This window comes from Nostoc sp. (assembly GCF_036917235.1).
Taxonomy (GTDB): Bacteria; Cyanobacteriota; Cyanobacteriia; order Cyanobacteriales; family Nostocaceae; genus Nostoc.
Map to the genome: position 1 here is coordinate 1 of NZ_JBALDU010000011.1, position 18916 is coordinate 18916.

Genomic DNA, 18916 nt, shown 5'->3' on the forward strand with positions numbered 1-18916 from the left:
AATTCGAGTAAAGCCAATCAAACAGATTCTCGCTAATTAAATACGTATGTACTACTGTCTAGTGATCGCACTGTGCCAGTTGCGTAAGTCCTGTTTTATAAGAAATCGTATTGACAACGTAAATACATCTTGCCTAAAATATAAGGGATGGATGTGTTTTTCGTGCTTAATGGTGTCACCTTCCTTTGGAACGAGGAGAAAGCTCGGATTAATCCCAGCAATCATGACGGCATAACATTTCAGCAAGCCGTAGAAGCTTTCTTCGATCCGTTTCTAGTGGTGGTTGATGCAAGCCGCCATGATGAGGAGCGGGATGCTGTGATTGGCTTGGACAGACGATGGAATCTTTTATACGTCGTCTACATTGAGCGTGAAAACGACATAATTCGGATCATCTCCGCTCGGAAAGCGACGCGCAAGGAACGTGAATACTATGAAAGCTGAATTCTTAAAAAAGCGACTCGATAAAAATCGTCCAATGACGACAGTGACAATTCGCATTCCCGAAGATGTGATTGAGGATTTGAAGCGAGTAGCACCATTGTTAGGGTTTTCTGGTTATCAGCCATTAGTTCGCGCTTACATCGGACAAGGACTTCGATCTGATCTTGAGCGACTTGAGGGTGATACTGTTTCTACATTGATTGCCAGCCTGAAACGGCATGGTGTGAGTGATGAGATAATTCGTGAAGCACTCAGCGAAGCTACTGGGAAACACAGCAACAGTTAGTAACGGCAGTATTCCTCTGTCATGAGTAGTGGGAATTATCTGCTTGTGTTCGAGGTTACTAGCATAAAATAACCTGCGATCTATTATTTAAAAGTGCATTGATCAGATTTGAGTTCATAGTAGATGGGCCACCAGTATCACAACAGGCTCGTAATCGCGGTAAGGGCAATCGGCTTCAAGCTTGGAAAAATACAGTACGACAAGAAGCTGAAAAATACTGGTCTTCGGAACAAAAAATAGCTACTGGGTGGGTTATGCTCCAGATAACCTATTTCTATGATTCCGATCAAATAGATGTAGACAATATAGTGAAGCCTATTCAAGATGCACTTAAAGAATTAGCATACTACGATGATCGTCAAGTAAGCGATCTCCTAGTTAGAAAGAGGAATTTGTCAGGTAACTTTAGAATAGAAAATATGACCTCGACATTGGCGGAAGGGTTTGCCCGTGGCAATGAGTTCTTACATATTGTCGTAATTGATGCTCCTAACCAGGAGGTAATTATTTGATGGAAACTCCAACCGCAAACTTAGAAAGAGAACGATTACTAAAACTAGCAGATGAGTATAGGGAGAAGGGATACGAAGTTTTTTTTCATCCAAATTCAGAAGAATTGCCTGACTTCCTGAATAAATATCGCCCCGACATGATAGTACGTCGGGGAGAAGAAAATGTAGTTATTGAAGTGAAGTCACGCTCCTCACTGAACTCTTCTTCTAATCAAGACTTACGTAATTTAGCTCAAGCGGTAGAAAAACATCCTGGTTGGAGATTTGAATTAGTAATGACCAACCCAGAGGATATAATGTATTCTCTGAAAGCAGAGGGTTCTCTTCAAGAACATGAAATAGAATCGCAGTTGCAAGTAGCAAGGCAACTGATAACGCAACATCCAGAATCAGCTATCTTATATTCTTGGTCTTTGGTAGAAGCAACTTTGAGACTTATAGCCCAAAAGGAGGAGCTAAGTTTACAAAAATTTGATCCACTCTATTTGGTGAAGCAATTAGCAATTGAAGGTGTAATTTCAAAATCTGAGTATCAGTTACTAATGAATTCACTCTTATTACGTAATTCTATTGCTCATGGCTTCAAAACTACACAAATTACGCAAAATTCTGTATATGAATTGATCGAGTTTACAGAAAAACTCTTGAAAACTCTACACACTGGCGATGAAGCAAGCTAACAGTGGGTTTTTAAAGTGGATGGCACTGCGCGATGCTCGCACTAATCATAAAATAGGGAGTGAGCCATTCACCACTCCCTACTATCTTTCTAAGCTTCAATAACTACCCGTAAATTACCCCGTTTTTTCGCAACGCGACAAGCAGTCGTAGTCCCAGAACGCTCGAATTCCAAATCGAGGATGGTGGGGCCGACTCGCAAATTATGAAATGACAAGCGATTAATCGATTCTGGCAAAGCAGGGTCGATTATTCGCAAGCAATTATTTTGAGCATCAGGCACCAAGTTGACCATCATTTGTAGTAGTTGGAAAATACTACCAGTAGCCCAAGCTTGGGGAGTGCAAGCAACTGGATACTGCACAGGAGCATTATCGCCGTTCCGTTCGTAGCCGCAAAAAAGTTCTGGAGGACGTTGATATGGTTGTTGCTCAGTCATGTCAAATAAACCTTGGAATATTTCTAAGGCTTGATCGATTAGACCGAGCGATCGCAATCCCATTGCAATCAGAGCATTATCATGGGGCCAAACCGAACCAATGTGATAACCCATCGGATTATAAGCGGGTGACAAACTACTTAGAGTCCGAATGCCCCAACCATTAAACATATCTGGTGCCCGTAACCGTTCTGCTACACTATGAGCTTTTTCATCTGTGAAGAGTCCCAAATGCAGACAATGACCAGGATTTGAGGTAATACTGTCTACTGGCTTCCCGTCTCCATCCAAAGCCAGGGCGCAGAAATCTTGGTCTTCTACCCAAAAATCTCGATTAAACCGAACCTTAAGATTTCTCGCCTCTTCTTGCCAACGATCTGCCAAATCAAGCCGCTTTTTCATCCTAGCTATTTCTGCTAGGCGCATTTTTGCAGCATAGACGTAAGCTTGCACCTCACAGAGGGCAATTGGACCGTTGGCTAATTCTCCCTTGCGGTCTACAATACAGTCACCAGAATCTTTCCAACCTTGGTTAGCAAGACCGCGTTTCGATGTACGGAAGTAGCTGAGGTAGCTAGTTTCTTTGGTATTGCGATCGATCCACTCCATTGCAGCTAAAGCATTGGGCCAAAGTTGCTCTAGGAGTTCTCGATCGTGAGTCCAAGCATAATGTTCGGCATAGAGCAGCAGCCACAAAGGAGTGGCATCAACAGTACCGTAGTAAGGTGTATGGGGAATTTCTTGACAACGAGCCATTTCTCCCAAACGTAACTCGTGCAAAATCTTACCCGGTTCTTCTTCGCGCCATTCGTCATCGATTTTACCTTGGTATGTCGCCAGTAATATCAGAGTTTCCTTAGCGATTTGCGAGTTTAACATCAGGCTTTGGGAAGCTGTAATCAGGGAATCTCGCCCAAATAGTGTCGAAAACCACGGCACTCCAGCGGAAACAGTCTTATGCTTACCAAAAGACTGGCGCAACAAATACATATCTTGTTCAGCCCGCTCAATCACTCGATTGAAGGTACTCTTATCTGAGCTAATGCGGGTAATTTGTTGTACCCAGTGTTGCTCCTCCATCCACTCAGCAGCTTTTGCCTGTCCTAAGGTAGTGGCGGCGCTCACGGTTGAACTGGACTGGTTGTTTCTCAACATATTCACTCGGTAGCCCAGCTTTTGAGTTTCGTGAGAAGCCAATTCTAGCTGCCAAACCGCAGTGTAACCCTTGAAAGAGTCTGGTTGCCGATGCTGGAATAGAATCCGAGATTCCATCACCGAGCCATCCAGACCTTGGTAGGCCAGTGTTAAGGATTCTTCTCTAGAGGCAGATGGCTCTTTAGGTACTGGTGCAACGCCATCGACGTGAGAAAATGTTCCTTCCTCAGTCGTCGGTTCTACTAGACGTAAAAGCCGACCTCGTTTTTCTCTGTCATAGCCCCGGACTTCAAATAAATCTACAAAATCCGCATCAAAACTGATACTTAGTTCAAAATTGACAGTGGTTGTGCTGTAGTTAGATACTTCTATTTCTTCAAATAGTGCCCCATTCAGCACGATTTCTCGGCGAATTCCGATAGTCTCGGCTTTCAGGCGATCGTCGATTCTGGGGGTAGTACACAAAACTGAGAGTGAAAAACCTTTCTCAGCAGTACTACTTAGGAGTACAGGCGATCGCCCTTCAATTTGTAACTCCAAGCGATTCAGAAATCTCGTATCACAACAAAACAGTCCCATACTGGGATTGCCATCGTTGAGGGAACAGCCAGAAATATTCCCGATAGTATCTGTCACAAAAAATAAATCATCATCTTTAACCGTCAGTGTCGGTTGCGATCTTTCATTCACAACACAAGGCCACTCCGGCATAGGTAATTGTTCGGCAGGAATAAAAGTTTTTCCATCCAGGAAAATTTTTTCCGGGGTCATGAGTGTATCCGGTGTCATTAGTCAAAGTTCCGTGTATGGGTCTATTTTTGAGTAGAAGTCTCTTACCCAAGAGGCAGAGGGGCAGAGGGGTAAAGAAGAAATACCTTCTTGCTTTGGGACAGAGCAGCTAAATTTATTTAGGTCGAAAAAAGTAAGATTTGTGTCAAGATACACAGTGCAAAAAAATAATAGCGTATCATAGAGAGACAAAAGGTGCGGAAGTCCGGTCAGTTACCTCACCCTGCTTTTACAGCCCTTTTCAAGTAATTGAACTATAGCGTTTTCTAATCATATAAATTACATCATAGTCCCCTCCTTGTTTGCGGTGAGGGAGTTCTTATACCTTTACTCAACCGAGACACCGCGATATAGTAATCCTCACCGCCTATTCCCTGTCTTAGTCGTGGACTATGCAATCAATGATTCGTGATTATTAGTTAACACAGTAGTTAAAACCATATAATAATTAGTATTTTAGTATCTACTCCTGAAAGATTTTGCCTATGCAGGCACATAGCAAAGTTGGTCAAGAATGTATATTGGGCGTAGTAGGTTGTCAATCAACCAATTAAGTTGTATGTACCCCTCCTAGTTGGTAACGAAGTGTTGCGACTACTTTGGCGAAAAGCGCTTTTTAGCGTTCTTTACATATTGCAGCTGTCTATTTAACTTGAGAGTCCCTTGGAATTTGTACAATGCAGCTGTGACGTGGATCTGATCGAGGTTGAGCGTTTAACAATAATTCATGAGCATTTCGACTTCTGTGCTGAGTGATCTGCTAAAGTCCCTACCCTACTTGCGACCCCAGCTATATTTTAAGGCTTCATTAACGGCGCTCTCCCACGCGATGGAAGATCAAGTTTTGGCTGCGACTTTAGCTCAACCCCTTGTAATTGCTAGTTTCCAGCGAGAGCGATTCTACCGCCAAGAAGCTCATCGCTACCTGCGACTAGCCTTGCGGAGTAACCAAATATACGTATTAGCGGCTCCAGAAACTGATTTCGCTAACGGTTCGGAACACTACGAAAAAGTGGCTTTTGAGCCAACGGATGGCTTAAGTCAGGAGTGGCATTTGGTAGTGATTGCTGACAATTACGCTACTTGTCTGGTTTGCCGAGAAAACCTTGGTTCTCTTGCTAAAAATAAGCAACTACCAGAACTAAGCCCTAATTTGGATATAGACACAGCGCGAAGATTTGAGGGAATTTGGACATCGGAAAGGGGAGTTAGCCTGAAAGCCGCCGAATTGCTGTTAGACAGGATTTTAGTTTACAGACCAGAACTAGCAAGTAAAATTCAACAGGCACGTCAGAGGTTTGGCATTGGGGAACCGCGAAACTACTCTGGAGCCGAACAGGTAAATGAGTATGCCTGTGACATTGATACAGATCCCTTTGTGCAGCGCTTAGTAACTTATTTGCAAGCTAGTCAGTACAAATTGCACAAAGCTTACCGTTCTATTGCTGCTCAAGCACGAAAAGAACGATTAGTCAACTCAATTAGTACTGCTATTCGGCGATCGCTCGATCCTCACGAAGTTCTCCAGGTGGCTGCACAAGAATTAGGACAACACCTAGAAGCTTGTCGCTGTTTAATTTACCGCGCTCAAGCCACAGATAGCCAAGCCATAATTGAACACGAGTTTTTGAATCCCGGTGTTTTATCTGTTTGTGGGCAAACCTGGGAGTTAGAGAAAAATTCCCTATTTCGGGACATCGTGGAACAGGGCGAAGGTGTTTGTGTAAGCGATACGCTGAGTGACCCCCGCGTTACCAAATCGCCAGGACTTTCCACGATCGCCAAAAAGTTTGCCATTCGTTCTTGGCTGATGGAACCAGTTTTCTATCAAGGGCGATTATTGGGCATTGTGGAGTTACATTACTGCCGAATGCCACCGCACGAGTGCCAACCTGGGGAATTGGATTTGGTAGAAGCGATCGCTACCCAAGTAGGAGCAGCTCTTATCCAAGCGGAAGCTTACGCTAATTTAGAAGAACTTAACCAGCAGCTAGAAGCCCTAGACCGCACCCGCAGCAACCTCATAGCCATAACTGGACACGAACTGCGTACTCCCCTATCCACAATTCAAGTGTGCCTGGAAAGTCTTGCTACCGAACCGGATATGCCCTTAGAGTTGCAGCAGGTGATGCTCAACACCGCTCTTTCCGACTCAGAGCGGATGCGAAAACTGGTACAAGATTTTCTTACACTTTCCAACTTGGAAAGCGGCCGGGTGGAATGGCATCCAGAATCCCTCACCTTACAAGAATGTGTCGATTTAGCACTCAGCCGAAATCGCACCCGTTCCTCAACGGAAAAGCAGCCCCAAATCAAGACTCAAATTGCCGAAAACCTACCTTTAGTCAGAGCTGACGGTGATTGGCTAGTCGAGGTACTGGCAAAACTCATGGACAATGCTTTGAAATTTACGCCACCCCAAGGAGAAATCACGATTAAAGTGATTTACAACAGCCGTCAAATGGTCGAGGTGACTATAGCTGACACTGGACGCGGCATTGAACCAAATCGTTTAGAAGTAGTTTTTGACCGCTTCTATCAAGAAGAAGGAGCGCTGCGCCGCACCACTGGCGGGACTGGACTTGGTTTAGCAATTTGCCGTCAAATTGTTAATGGCTGGGGTGGGCAAATTTGGGCAGAGTCAACTGGCAAAGACCAGGGTAGTCAGTTTCACTTCACCATCCCGATTGTTCAGAATAGCCAAGAGGAAAAACGGACAAAAGTCAAGAGTAAATAGGTATTAGTCCTTTGTCATTAGTCATTAGTCATTAGTCATTAGACATTGAGGATGGGGCATTGGTTTTTAACAAATGACAAAGAACAAAGGAAAAATGACTAAAAACTGTTACAGTCTATGACGCGATCGCAATATGATCCTGGTTGCGATGTTAGGATTCCCTAAAAACGTTGAGAGAACAGACTTTATGGCAGAAACACTCTCTGGACAAACCCCGCTATTTGCTGGCAGCACTGGTGGCTTGCTTACAAAAGCAGCAGTAGAAGAAAAGTACGCGATCACTTGGACTAGCCCGAAAGAGCAAGTTTTTGAATTGCCTACAGGTGGTGCTGCTGTTATGCGGAAAGGTGAAAACCTGCTGTATATAGCTCGTAAAGAATATGGCATCTTTTTGGGCGGTCAGCAACTTCGCAAACTCAAAATCACAGATTACAAAGTTTACCGGATTTTACCCAACGGAGAAACTACCTTACTTCACCCAGCTGATGGTGTCTTCCCCGAAAAAGTAAATGAAGGTCGTGATAAAGTGCGTTTTCTCCCACGCCGGATTGGGCAAAATCCCAACCCGTCACAGATCAAGTTTAGTGGTAAAACTACCTATGATGAATAGGGACTAAGACTGGGGACTGGAGAGCAGAGGAGCAGAGGAGCAGAGGAGCAGGGGGGAAGTATACAGCAAATCTTTCCCCTCTGCCCCCTATCCCCTCTGCGCCTCTGCTTATTGTGCCCCATGCCCCATTCCCCATGCCCCATCCCTAAGCAATTTATGGTATTCCCCGATTTCTCCGAATTTTCTCAGCTAGCTCTACAAGGCAACTTTGTCCCGGTATATCAAGAATGGGTGGCGGACTTAGATACGCCCGTATCTGCTTGGTATAAAGTCTGTGCGGGTCAGCCTTATAGCTTTTTGTTGGAATCGATAGAAGGTGGGGAAAAGCTGGGACGCTATAGTTTAGTGGGCTGCGATCCGGTGTGGGTTTTGGAAGCAAGGGGCGATCGCACTACTCAGAAAAACCGCGATGGTTCGCAGGTGGTTTTTGCTGGCGATCCTTTTACAGCTTTAGCCGAATGTTTAGCACCTTATAAGCCAGTAAAATTACCACAGCTACCACCAGGAATTGGCGGTTTATTTGGGTTTTGGGGCTATGAATTGATTCAGTGGATTGAGCCGCGTGTGCCAATTTATCCACCAGATGAGCGAAATATCCCTGATGGGTTGTGGATGCAGGTAGACCACCTGTTGATTTTTGACCAGGTGAAGCGGAAAATTTGGGCGGTCGCTTATGCTGATTTACGCGACCCGAATGTAGATTTAAAAGCAGCATATCAACAAGCTAGCGATCGCGTCACCCAAATGCTCGAAAAGCTATCTCTACCCCTATCCCCGGAAAAAACTCGATTGGAATGGAATCCGCCTGGAAGCAGAGGAGCAGAGGAGCAGGGGAGCAGGGGAGCAGGGGAGCAGGGGAACAGGGGAGCAGAGGAGTATAAGAGTAATTTTACCCGCCCTGATTTTTGTGCCAGCGTTGAGAAGGCGAAAGATTACATTAAAGCAGGTGATATTTTTCAAGTAGTAATTTCCCAGCGACTATCAACAACATACACAGGCGACCCCTTTGCCCTTTACCGGTCGCTACGTCAGATAAATCCTTCGCCTTACATGGCTTACTTTAACTTCCAAGATTGGCAAATCATCGGTTCCAGTCCTGAAGTGATGGTGAAAGCTGAAACTGATTCAGATGGTGGAGTGATAGCGACGGTACGCCCAATTGCTGGGACGCGTCCGCGAGGTAAAACCACTCAGGAAGATGCAGCCTTTGCTCAGGATTTACTCCAAGACCCCAAAGAAATTGCCGAACACGTGATGCTTGTCGATTTAGGGCGGAATGATTTGGGGCGTGTTTGTCAAAGTGGTAGCGTCAAAGTTGATGAGTTAATGGTGGTTGAGCGCTACTCCCATGTAATGCACATTGTTAGCAATGTTGTGGGTAAATTAGCAATTGGTAAAACAGCATGGGATTTACTGAAAGCTTCCTTTCCAGCAGGTACGGTAAGCGGCGCACCCAAGATTAGGGCGATGGAAATTGTCCACGAGTTAGAGTCTAGTCGTCGGGGTGTTTATTCGGGTGTGTATGGCTATTACGATTTTGAAGGACAGTTAAATACTGCGATCGCAATTCGCACAATGGTAGTGCATGATAAGACAGTAAGCGTCCAAGCCGGTGCAGGTTTGGTAGCTGATTCTGAGCCAGAAAAAGAATACGAAGAGACGCTGAATAAAGCTAGAGGTCTATTAGAGGCAATTCGTTGTTTGCGTTGAATTGGTGACTGAAGTAGGGAATAGGGTAAAGGTTAGAGGGTACAGATTATTCTCTGTAACCTGTCACCTCTCCCTTAACCCCAATCCCTTTTACTGTTTATATAGTTCCTTTCGCATATAATTAATTGCACACTGGTTTTTGTTGCTTAATTGTAAAACCGGGCTTGATACAAGTACAGTAACAGTTCGATCTGCGGTATGAGCATCTAGACCAGACTTTAAAAGTTGATGTATCAACACCCTTCTATTTTGAATTACATAAGTTTTACTTTGAACAGCAAGATGTTTGGAAACAATTTCTGCTACTTCTAAGCCCACGTATCCACAATACCGTGACAAATTGGGAAGCTTTATAAATCCAATCAACATCAAACTTTTTCCAAAGCTAAATAGAGTTTTTTAAACTTATTGAAAATTTAAAAGAAGTCCTGGTATCCAAATCCAAGACCTCTATTGAAGTTACTACACACTAGAAATGAACAAACTTACTCATCCTAATTGGCTGAAGTAAATCGCCCAAATAATTCCAGTTACTCCAATTGCAATTAAAAGGTTAGTGAAAAATCTGCCGAACTCAATTTCTTGTCCCAGTCCTTTATCATCTTGACCGGCAGTAAAAAACAATGACCAGGCTTGATTTGCATTGATAATCTCAAACTTGTTGAAAGCAGGTCTAAAAACAACGGATCCAATCAAATCCTTTTTGGGATAATCAAAATCAGTTTTCATAAGTAAGTTTGCCTCTAAATTGCTTTATTCGTCAAGTAAAGAAAATTAAGAAATCTCAAAGTGTCTTCTTTAAAGACTGGTTAGCCATCCAATCAAACCATGTCCGGTGATAACTTCTACAGCGATGAGTGAAACAAAAGCAATCATTGCCAAACGCCCATTGAGTTTTTCGGCATATTTGGTGAATCCTATCTGCGGAGTTTCATCAACATAAACTTTGGGTTCAATCGCAAATCTATTGATTTGACCGCGTTCGCTAATGGTAAAGCCTTTACTTGCCATTTTTGACTCTTTGTTTTTGCTCTCTGTAAACTAATATTAACTATTGTAAATATTTTGTGCAACTACTTGACACAGAAATAAAGGTAGTGGGAACCGTACCAAGTGAGTAGGGTATTTCGGATTTATACAAGAACTAGGCGTGTCTACAGTCGGCTCTATACAGTTCGGTTCAGGCAATAGACGCGATGAATCACCGTCCAGACGAAAGACTGATTATTGTAGAGACGGCGATTTATCGCGTCTTTAGCTGACAGTACGCTGTGACGCTCGTGATGTTTGATAGCGAATAGGTTCAGCTAAGGATTATGGAAATTTGATGCACACAAAAGCACCAATTGCATTAAATTGAACATCAGTAAAAATTATTTTTATATAAGCATAAATTATCAATATATAACTGAGAAGGTATTGCTTATTTGTAACGAACTTGTTATGTTTCTTTACATAAAGATACAAAACAGCATCAATGCGTTAAACCACCGTTAATCAAGGCTTTCTAAATAACTATGCAGTTGAGGCTGCAATGTGCTTTGCCAAGTATCTAAACTCAACGGCAACAGCATCACTATGCCTTTATTAGAGCTATCTATGTCTACAACAGGCTTTCTAGTGATGCCAAAACTACTGAGTGCCTTTATTAACTTTTAAACGCATTTGTTCTCGGTCTTTGCACATTTGATTTTTCACATTCGGTAGAACTGTAATTTTCTTTTTGGAATTTCTGCTATGTCATTTACCATCCAGTCGGCTCAAAGTATTTTTCCCGGCACCCTAGTTGCTGACGTTGTTCCAACCGTCGTCGAATCATTCTCTAAACTCAATGCTGAAGATCAACTAGCATTACTTTGGTTTGCTTATACCGAGATGGGTAGAAGTATTACAGTTGCGGCTCCTGGGGCAGCCAACATGATCCTCGCACAAGGCTTACTCGAACAAATTAAGCAGATGCCTTTTGAGGCTCAAACGCAAGTCATGTACGATTTGGCTAACCGTGCTGACACTCCTCTGTGCCGTTCTTATGCATCCTTCACCGTGAATATCAAGTTGGGCTTTTGGTATCAGTTAGGAGAATGGATGGCTCAGGGAATCGTTGCTCCAATCCCACCAGGTTACAAGCTTTCTCCTAAAGCTGCCGATGTGTTACAAGCCATCCGCAATGCAGATTCAGGTCAACAAATTACCATCCTACGTAATACCGTAATTAGCATGGGATTCGATCCGAATGCTCCTGGTAGTTACAAAAAAGTCTCAGAGCCGGTAGCTCCTCCCACTGCACCAGCATTTCGGACTAAAGTCACCATTGAAGGCATCAACAATCCTACAGTACTTGGCTATATCAACAACATGAATGCCAATGACTTTGATGCTGCGGTTTCTCTGTTTACCTCCGAAGGTGCTTTGCAACCTCCCTTTGAAAGACCAATTGTTGGTCAAGAGGCAATTCGCGCTTATATGCGTGAAGAATGTCAGGGATTGAAGATGCTCCCAGAGCGCGGCGTATCTGAGCCTGTGGAAGATGGCTATACCCAAGTTAAAGTTACAGGCAGAGTCCAAACCCCTTGGTTCGGTGCCAGCGTGGGCATGAATATTGCATGGCGCTTTTTGTTAGATCCCCAAGGCAAAATCTTCTTTGTAGCGATTGACTTGTTGGCTTCTCCTAAAGAACTGCTGAATTTAGTACGTAAATAGAGGGCTAGATTAGTTGCTGCTTAAGCGTGGGTGAGGCGTAGCCCCTCGTAGACGTCGCCACGCTTAAGCAAAAGAAACTGATAGCGGCTTCCTTAGTATCTTAATGTTGCGATCGCTATTGATAACAAACGATTCATCAGCAATCTTTTAAAAGATTGTTAAATAGTTTTAAGGTGAGTGCGGAGTCTTCAAAGCCTCTAAATATACAAAATGAAAATAAGTAGTATGCTCAAGAGCATCTCAACTATTCTTTACTTGTTTATATTTAAATAACAGTATCTCTTTGGATAGAGTAATAATTTATTCATCTACCAAGAGTAATAGATTATCAATGACTTTTTTCAATTCTTCTGAGCCGCTCCTGCGTGACAAACAGCAAGAGCTAGATTTTCAAGATATTCAAGGTTTAGTCTGTCTCAACTACCAAATTGGAAATTTCACTCTCTTTTCAAAGTTTTATACTCGCGTCGATCAAGCATTTATTCTCTGGGGACTAATTTCATCTGGAATTTTCGTAACTGCCCAGTTTCTACCCATTAGCTGGAGTAGCCAAGCGATTTTGTGGTCAGTGCTTACCTTATTGGGTGGAGTTGGCATGGTAAGTTTAACTTGGTTTTGGGCAACTGTAGAACAGCTACGCTGGGTTGTTTATAGCTGGGCGACTTTAATCTTAATGGGTTTAATCTTGACCGATTTGAGCATTTTTTTGGGGTGGGGAGAGGTGTTGATCCGTTTGTGTCCACTGTGGTTAGGATTAAGTGCCATTGGCTACCTTTGCACCGGGGTAGGAATGCGTTCACGCACATTTATTCTGATGGGGTTTATTCATTTGCTGGGAATTTTAGTTTTACCGTATTGCGGTGTCATGCAATTTCTCTCAACGGGGCTAATTATGACCGTTAGTTTACTGTTGCTAGCAGAATTACAATGGGATATGCAATCTTCAAGTGATTACAACCAATTAACACCACAACAAAAGCAATTTAACCAAATACAGTCCCAACGGCGTCAAATGACCAGCTAAAGTTATAAAGAATTAAAATCTTGCTTTAGACAAGTTTGTATAAACAATATAGCTATATCTGTTGGCTAGCTAGTGTTTATACTTTGGAGAGAGAGTTTTTCACCCAACTATTAGCTATTCTAGTTTATGAAAACAGACAACACTGTATGGGTGTTATACCGCTGTGACCCATTATCGGACATCCAAGGAGAGCGATCGCAGATGTTTGAACAGTGTGAATCAATCTAAATCTTGACGGTGTGGAGTTTTTGTCGCTTCCTCCACTTTATTATCACTTAGGGAAGGTTAAATTCTTCATCAGAGCGGTCTGAGGTGCTAAACGTCTTGTGTTTTTTACGTTACAAATTAGTTTTGATACTCCAATATCCTTGATTCAAAATAAATTAGGGATATTGCAGTCTCACTGTTAATGTAACTATCTGTTAGTTGGCGTTTGTGTGTCAAAATATTCACGCCAACGACTAATTTGACTATCCCTAAAATCTACAACAATTACGTCATCAGCTTTATTACGACGACCTGTCCCTTTTTCTGTATCTTTGTAGTACCATTCTACTGCTGCCTGATTTGCTCCAATGATAATCCGCTGGATGTCTATTTTGACATCTGAATACTCTTGTTTAAAATTGGCAAGTCCTTCTCGAATTCTTTCTTGCCCCCGCCAGCATTGACCAGGTATGATTAGTTCTCCATCAACTGTAAACAATTGTGCAAGAGCATCGATATCTTGAGCAACCCATGCATCTTTAGCTTTTTCTATTAATATCTGCATATCTTGTAGGTTCATAGACTGACTGGCAAATAAAGGTGTGCTAAAAGTTAAGCTAACAAATATAGTTCCTAACACTAGCCATTGAGATAACCAAAGCATCTAGATTTTTCTACCCTCTAAAGTATCAAGCTATAGAGCATTAGTAAAATTTAACCAGAAGTTGTTTTGATTGCGATCACACCTGCGAAAAGTCAGGTTTTTATTGGATGCAGAATGTCTGTAGCGTTGATGTTAATTCTACAGCCAAAACTGGCGATCGCCCTCCACTGTACCTGGAGCAATTCCTTGTAACCGCCGATAAGCTATTTTATCAGAACCATATAATGGGACGGGTAAGCGAGGTTCTTTCAACGCTCCGTGATGTAGCAATGTCAGTTTAAGTGTAGCTTCTATTAAACTTTCAATTGATACTTGCTGTTCATCTTCAGGATCGGGAATAACCTTTAAACGCAGAGGATAAGGTAAACCCATTTTCTCAGACTTCACTTCAGTAGTGATTAAAATTACTTCATACGGGAATAATTGAAGAGCTAACCCTTTAGTTGGTGCTGTCACTACAGACTGCTGAAATTTATATAGTCGTGGAATCTGAGATTTTACACACTCTACCAAAATAAACTTTGAACCAATAACTTTTGCTCTTTCTCTTAAATTCTTTATTTCATCACCACAAAAACGTCCATCACGGTAAATTAGTACAGTTTTTTGTCTTAATTCAGCAGATGGTAGAAACCTTTCTAGTGTTCGTTTATCAATTGTTTCACCCTCGGTTAAAGCATCTTCCAGCCGATAACGAATAAACTCCCCTCGCTTATCATAGAGACGCACACTCGCACAAACATTTCTACTTCCAAATCCTTTCTTTTTAGAAATTCGGGAAACATCAAAGCCGATAAAATAATCAGCAATTTCTAAAGGTTCAGCTAAAACAAAGGGTAAGTTTCCTAATTTTGCGAGAATTCCTGGAATTACCTGGTTAAGAATATTGCCATAATTGCTGGTATTTTTTAATGTATCTTCATAAATTACTTGGCTAGCAATTTCACGCCGGAGTAAGCGTGAAGAAATAAATGAATAAAAGCTACCATCATCACTATTATCAGCATGGCGATCGCTCTGAGGGAGAAATGTCAAAACAATGTCAGTCGGAATCGCCATTAATTCATTAACAGCTTCCTTAATTTTTTCTCTATCTTCAGGAACCGCCATTAATTTATCAATAGCATCTTCAACTTTTTCTCTATCTTCAGGCACACTTGACCTACCCACTGACAGAGCAACTTTATGAACAATTATACTTTTAAATCCATAGTTTTCTAGACGTTTCTGAACTTCCCGAATAAAAGGATCTACTTTAAAATTACAAAGCTTCAAAGCAGTAATACGAATTTCTGTCAATTTATCCTGATATTTAAATTGACGACGGTAAACGCCACCTTTTAATAATCCATTTAGTAAATCTCCCCTTCTACCAATAAAATTTTTCTCAGATTTCTCCTTTCCAAATAGAAGTTGAGTATCTTCCAGCTTAAATTTTAGCGGCAAGAATAATTCACAACAATTGCTACTTTTACTACTATTTAGACATTTTTCTGATAACTCAAACCCATAAATATTTAGAGCTAGTGCAGCTTCTTGTTTATATGATGCTAAAGTCGTTTGTCGTTTTTGATAAGGGATCTTAGCTTCTTTTCGTAAATCCCCATAGATTACATCAAATCGTTCAGCATTTTCTTCTGTGATACAGGGGATAAGAGCCGCCATTGCATAAAGATACCGTTTTTTGTTCTTACCAAATTGCACAACTACAACAGGTTGATCTCTAGGTGCTTCACGAATAGCGATTTCACTGATTGATGCAGGCTTATATTTGAGTAATTCTTCTTCACGCTCACCAATAGTTCCTTCAATATCTACAATAGTAGCTGAACTATTCTTTTCAATATCTCGAACATTTAAACCAATTAATAAATCTCTTGGATTTTGTCTATAAGGATGATTCTCGTAAAAATCAGACAATTTTCCTTTGAATACAAAAGAACTGCGAATGGTTATAGCAATAGCTGGGTGTGATTTTTTTTTAATTTCAATTGCTTCTGCCCAAAATTTTGCTTCTCGTCTAACTTCAATTTTGTTAAATGGAATACTAAAATATGAAAATGGTCGTCTAATTTTTAATATTCTTATAGCTAGTTCAGAAAGAATATCAGCAGATATCTGTGGTTGGCTTACCCATTGGATTGAATAGTAGCGATCGCCAATATCTTTTTTCAATTCCTCTTGAATTTCTGTTAAAGCTTTTCGCCATTGATCTAAACTTGGCATTGGTTGATCGGGTTTAGCTAAAACCCAAAAATTACCATCTGCAAAAATGACTATAATATCAGGAAATTTTTGGCTAAACCGCCAACTTAAACGATTTCCTATTTCAGTATCTACTCTGGGAGTCAGTCGAAAGCAGATTAAGTTAGGTTGAGGAATATTTAGTAAAAATATTTCTGCCAAAAATATTGGAGATATATTAGTTTTTAAGGGAGATTGAAGCACACCAGCAGTCATGTAGAAACCTCTGATATAGTAAATTCACAAATTGAGTTAAACGAACAGTAGCGACAACTTATACCCGGATTTTGGGGAAATATTTGACTGAAATCAGCAGAATTTTTACGGTAGCGTCTCAAATCTTCTTGATATCGTTGAGCTATTAAAGCGAGTTCTATCTGAAAAGCCTTAAGAGTGTTAGGTGTTGCGCTGATAGGTTCTGACCAGTTACCATTTTCTAAGTTATAAAAAGACGCTACTGCTTTTTGCTGGGGGTATCGGTAACTAGCAGCTAGTAAATAAATATACCCTTGTCGCCGATCAAAATCAGAGTGGCCAGTTTTGAAATCTAAAATGTGCAAAGTATCATCTTCTTCAGCAAAAATGCAGTCAATCGCAGCAAAGAAATTAAAAGATTGATTACCCTGCTGAATCAAAATTGGTTCTGGAAAACCCTCATCACCTCGACTGAGTTGAATAATTTTCTTCTCAGCAAGAATTGGATTTTGCTGGTAGTTTGTCAGTATCTGAAGTACTCGCTGCTGAACCAAATCTGACTCTTTCCGCAATTCCAGAATCTCTATCATTTGTTCTACAGCGTGTTCTTGATGTAACATCGGGGAGTTTTCATGAAACTCATAAACTCCCCTTTGTGCTAGTAATCCAATTCTTTGAGGAGTGCTATCACTTGCCAAGATTGCTGCAACCGCAGATTCTCGCGATCGCGCTTTTGTAAAACCTCGTTTCATGTCACAGTGTAAGTGTTCTTTCCCTATGGGTGGAGAGTACTGCAACCATAAGTTGTAGCTGGCAAATGGTAGCCAATTTTGGCTCATTGATGTCAAACCCCAGAATTTAGCAGAGAAAAAAGTTTTACTTGGTCAGGATTTCGTAGATTGCTGTATATACATCAATCTCAGTTGCCATTTCCAAGGTACGCAAGCCTTCTAGCATTTGTTCCGCAGCCTTTCTGAGTTGTGGATTGTGGCTTGATTTTTGTACTTCCTCAAGCAGAACAGGTAGAGGTCTACCAATAGAAAAGGACAATTGTTCAGGATTTGAGGGTTGTGTCTTCATAGCTTTTGCCCCTGTGTAACAGTATGTAAATTCGTCACCATAGTAACAGCCTGAATTGCTATACAATTTCAATCTAGCTACCGGCTAGGTACTTATATTTGGATTATATTAGTCAACATGATATTACTTGTCAAGTAATTAAATTTGTGGAAATTAATGTTGAATTTATTTTTCAACCCTGGTATTATCCATACATTAAGTTATGCATAAGTTGATAAATCTGAGTAACTTCTAGCTCAGTAAATCCTAAAAACTCTTGCTGTACAAAGCTTTCACCTTTATATGACTCAAAGGTACAGAAGGCTTATCATGGATGCTTCAAGAATAGTGTCAAGTAGTTGAATGTGATTATGGATAAACAAGAGAGTCAGAGTTTTGGCAGGTGTATTTGGCAAGCTCGTAGAAAAAAGGGATTGAGTCAGCGTGAGCTAGCGGTAAAGGTAGGCGTGGACTATACCTATTTGTCCAAACTAGAAAACGACCACGTTGAGCCAAGCGAGAAGGTAATCCGCTCTATAGCAGAACATCTCAGTTTGAATGCAGAGGAGCTGATCTACCTAGCTGGACGTATGACTCAACGTGACTCGGATGCTTTTGAAGAATTGGTTAAGGCGAACTACAAGGAAATGCCAGCTTTATTCCGTCGAGTGCGCGAAAGTCCGGGTCTTGATTCATTGGTAAAAGCACGAGATGAGCAAATTGCAAGACTACAAAAAGAAAATGCTGAACTCAGAGATAAGGTAGCAAAGCTTCAAAATCGCTTCTATTCTAAAGATGAGATTGAAAACATAGCGAATGATCTTCTAAGTAATATACAAATTTCATCTCAATATGCCCTTAAATTATCTATGGATACTACTAGGGTATGTGACTTTTTGAATCTGAGTATTTGTTATGCACAAATATCTCCTGATGATCGGGGATTGATCATAGCTATGATTTTACCTTTAGAACGTACAATTTTGATAAATGATGATATTCCAGAAGTTCTAGGAGCTTTTACCGAATCGACAATTGCCCACGAAATAGGACATTGGTTACTTCATGTTAACCAAAATAAAAGTGAAATTTTATCTGAACAAATAGATATCAATGCTGGCATTATAGAAACTAATCATTCATTCTTATGTCGTAGTGCTAGTGAGCCACTTGATAAGTATACTGCTAGTAGTCAGCTTGATAAAATTGAATGGCAAGCCCAGTATTTTGCCAGCTGTCTACTAATGCCTCGTCATGTACTGCAAGAAATAAGCAAAGGGCGTGATTTAACTAATTGGAAACATCTCTATGCAATGAAAGAAGAGGTTGGTGTAACAATATCTAATCTCATCAATCGGTTGCAAGATATTGGCTGGATTTATATTCCTAAAGGTTCTAAGCAAATCTATCCAGTCAACTTAGAACCAGAAAGTCAGGAAAGAAGGTGGTGGTTATGAGTAAAG

The 18916-nt window shown here is 41.3% G+C and carries 17 protein-coding genes; 10 read left to right on the forward strand and 7 right to left on the reverse strand.

Annotation, left to right across the window (positions count from 1 at the left end; translation table 11 throughout):
* The first annotated feature begins 147 nt into the window (after positions 1-147).
* From V7K44_RS03795 to V7K44_RS03810, 4 genes are all read left to right on the forward strand, one after another.
* Entirely contained in the window at positions 148-444 is a 297-nt protein-coding gene (locus V7K44_RS03795) for a BrnT family toxin (RefSeq protein ID WP_334928793.1), read from the forward strand.
* A complete protein-coding gene (locus V7K44_RS03800) occupies positions 434-730 on the forward strand; it encodes a hypothetical protein (protein ID WP_334928795.1) in 297 nt (98 codons plus the stop codon). Before V7K44_RS03795 ends, V7K44_RS03800 begins: the two co-directional genes overlap by 11 nt.
* Positions 731-828: 98 nt before the next feature.
* Positions 829-1242: a RusA family crossover junction endodeoxyribonuclease gene (locus tag V7K44_RS03805; RefSeq protein WP_334928797.1), complete on the forward strand. Its 414-nt coding sequence runs from the start codon at positions 829-831 to the stop codon at positions 1240-1242.
* Positions 1242-1922, forward strand: a complete 681-nt coding sequence (locus tag V7K44_RS03810; RefSeq protein WP_334928799.1) for a hypothetical protein — start codon at positions 1242-1244, stop codon at positions 1920-1922. Before V7K44_RS03805 ends, V7K44_RS03810 begins: the two co-directional genes overlap by 1 nt.
* Positions 1923-2011: 89 nt before the next feature.
* On the opposite strand, the gene V7K44_RS03815 is transcribed toward V7K44_RS03810, so the two are convergent.
* On the reverse strand, positions 2012-4303 hold the full coding sequence (locus tag V7K44_RS03815) for an amylo-alpha-1,6-glucosidase (protein WP_334928802.1): 2292 nt from the start codon (positions 4301-4303) through the stop codon (positions 2012-2014).
* A gap of 727 nt (positions 4304-5030) precedes the next feature.
* Here V7K44_RS03815 and V7K44_RS03820 point away from each other — a divergent pair.
* The 3 genes from V7K44_RS03820 (at position 5031) to trpE (ending at position 9360) form a co-directional block, all read left to right on the forward strand.
* On the forward strand, positions 5031-7040 hold the full coding sequence (locus tag V7K44_RS03820; RefSeq protein WP_334928804.1) for a DICT sensory domain-containing protein: 2010 nt from the start codon (positions 5031-5033) through the stop codon (positions 7038-7040).
* A 187-nt stretch (positions 7041-7227) separates the two neighbouring features.
* Positions 7228-7650 (forward strand): photosystem I reaction center subunit II PsaD, encoded by a 423-nt coding sequence (locus tag V7K44_RS03825; RefSeq protein WP_334928806.1) that lies wholly within the window; start codon positions 7228-7230, stop codon positions 7648-7650.
* Between the two features lie 156 nt (positions 7651-7806).
* Positions 7807-9360, forward strand: coding sequence for an anthranilate synthase component I (gene trpE, locus V7K44_RS03830; RefSeq protein WP_334928808.1), 1554 nt, complete (start codon positions 7807-7809; stop codon positions 9358-9360).
* 489 nt (positions 9361-9849) lie between these two features.
* Here trpE and V7K44_RS03835 read toward each other — a convergent pair whose 3' ends face one another.
* Together V7K44_RS03835 and V7K44_RS03840 are read right to left on the reverse strand one after the other, a co-directional pair.
* Positions 9850-10089: a hypothetical protein gene (locus tag V7K44_RS03835; RefSeq protein ID WP_334928810.1), complete on the reverse strand. Its 240-nt coding sequence runs from the start codon at positions 10087-10089 to the stop codon at positions 9850-9852.
* Positions 10090-10158: 69 nt separating this feature from the next.
* Positions 10159-10371, reverse strand: coding sequence for a chlorophyll a/b-binding protein (locus tag V7K44_RS03840; RefSeq protein ID WP_334928812.1), 213 nt, complete (start codon positions 10369-10371; stop codon positions 10159-10161).
* A gap of 726 nt (positions 10372-11097) precedes the next feature.
* Here V7K44_RS03840 and V7K44_RS03845 point away from each other — a divergent pair.
* Positions 11098-12060, forward strand: coding sequence for an orange carotenoid protein N-terminal domain-containing protein (locus V7K44_RS03845; protein ID WP_334928814.1), 963 nt, complete (start codon positions 11098-11100; stop codon positions 12058-12060).
* Positions 12061-12391: 331 nt separating this feature from the next.
* A complete protein-coding gene (locus V7K44_RS03850; RefSeq protein WP_334928816.1) occupies positions 12392-13084 on the forward strand; it encodes a hypothetical protein in 693 nt (230 codons plus the stop codon).
* 415 nt (positions 13085-13499) lie between these two features.
* Here V7K44_RS03850 and V7K44_RS03855 read toward each other — a convergent pair whose 3' ends face one another.
* The 4 genes from V7K44_RS03855 to V7K44_RS03870 form a co-directional block, all read right to left on the reverse strand.
* Entirely contained in the window at positions 13500-13955 is a 456-nt protein-coding gene (locus tag V7K44_RS03855; RefSeq protein WP_334928818.1) for a nuclear transport factor 2 family protein, read from the reverse strand.
* A gap of 138 nt (positions 13956-14093) precedes the next feature.
* The gene (locus V7K44_RS03860; protein ID WP_334928820.1) at positions 14094-16181 is read right to left on the reverse strand and encodes a Piwi domain-containing protein; all 2088 of its coding nucleotides are present in this window, start codon (positions 16179-16181) and stop codon (positions 14094-14096) included.
* A 230-nt stretch (positions 16182-16411) separates the two neighbouring features.
* Positions 16412-17233, reverse strand: coding sequence for a PD-(D/E)XK nuclease family protein (locus V7K44_RS03865; protein ID WP_334928822.1), 822 nt, complete (start codon positions 17231-17233; stop codon positions 16412-16414).
* Positions 17234-17270: 37 nt separating this feature from the next.
* On the reverse strand, positions 17271-17474 hold the full coding sequence (locus tag V7K44_RS03870; protein ID WP_334928824.1) for a hypothetical protein: 204 nt from the start codon (positions 17472-17474) through the stop codon (positions 17271-17273).
* A 350-nt stretch (positions 17475-17824) separates the two neighbouring features.
* Here V7K44_RS03870 and V7K44_RS03875 point away from each other — a divergent pair, with 350 nt between their 5' ends.
* Entirely contained in the window at positions 17825-18910 is a 1086-nt protein-coding gene (locus tag V7K44_RS03875; protein WP_334928826.1) for a helix-turn-helix domain-containing protein, read from the forward strand.
* Positions 18911-18916: the final 6 nt, after the last annotated feature.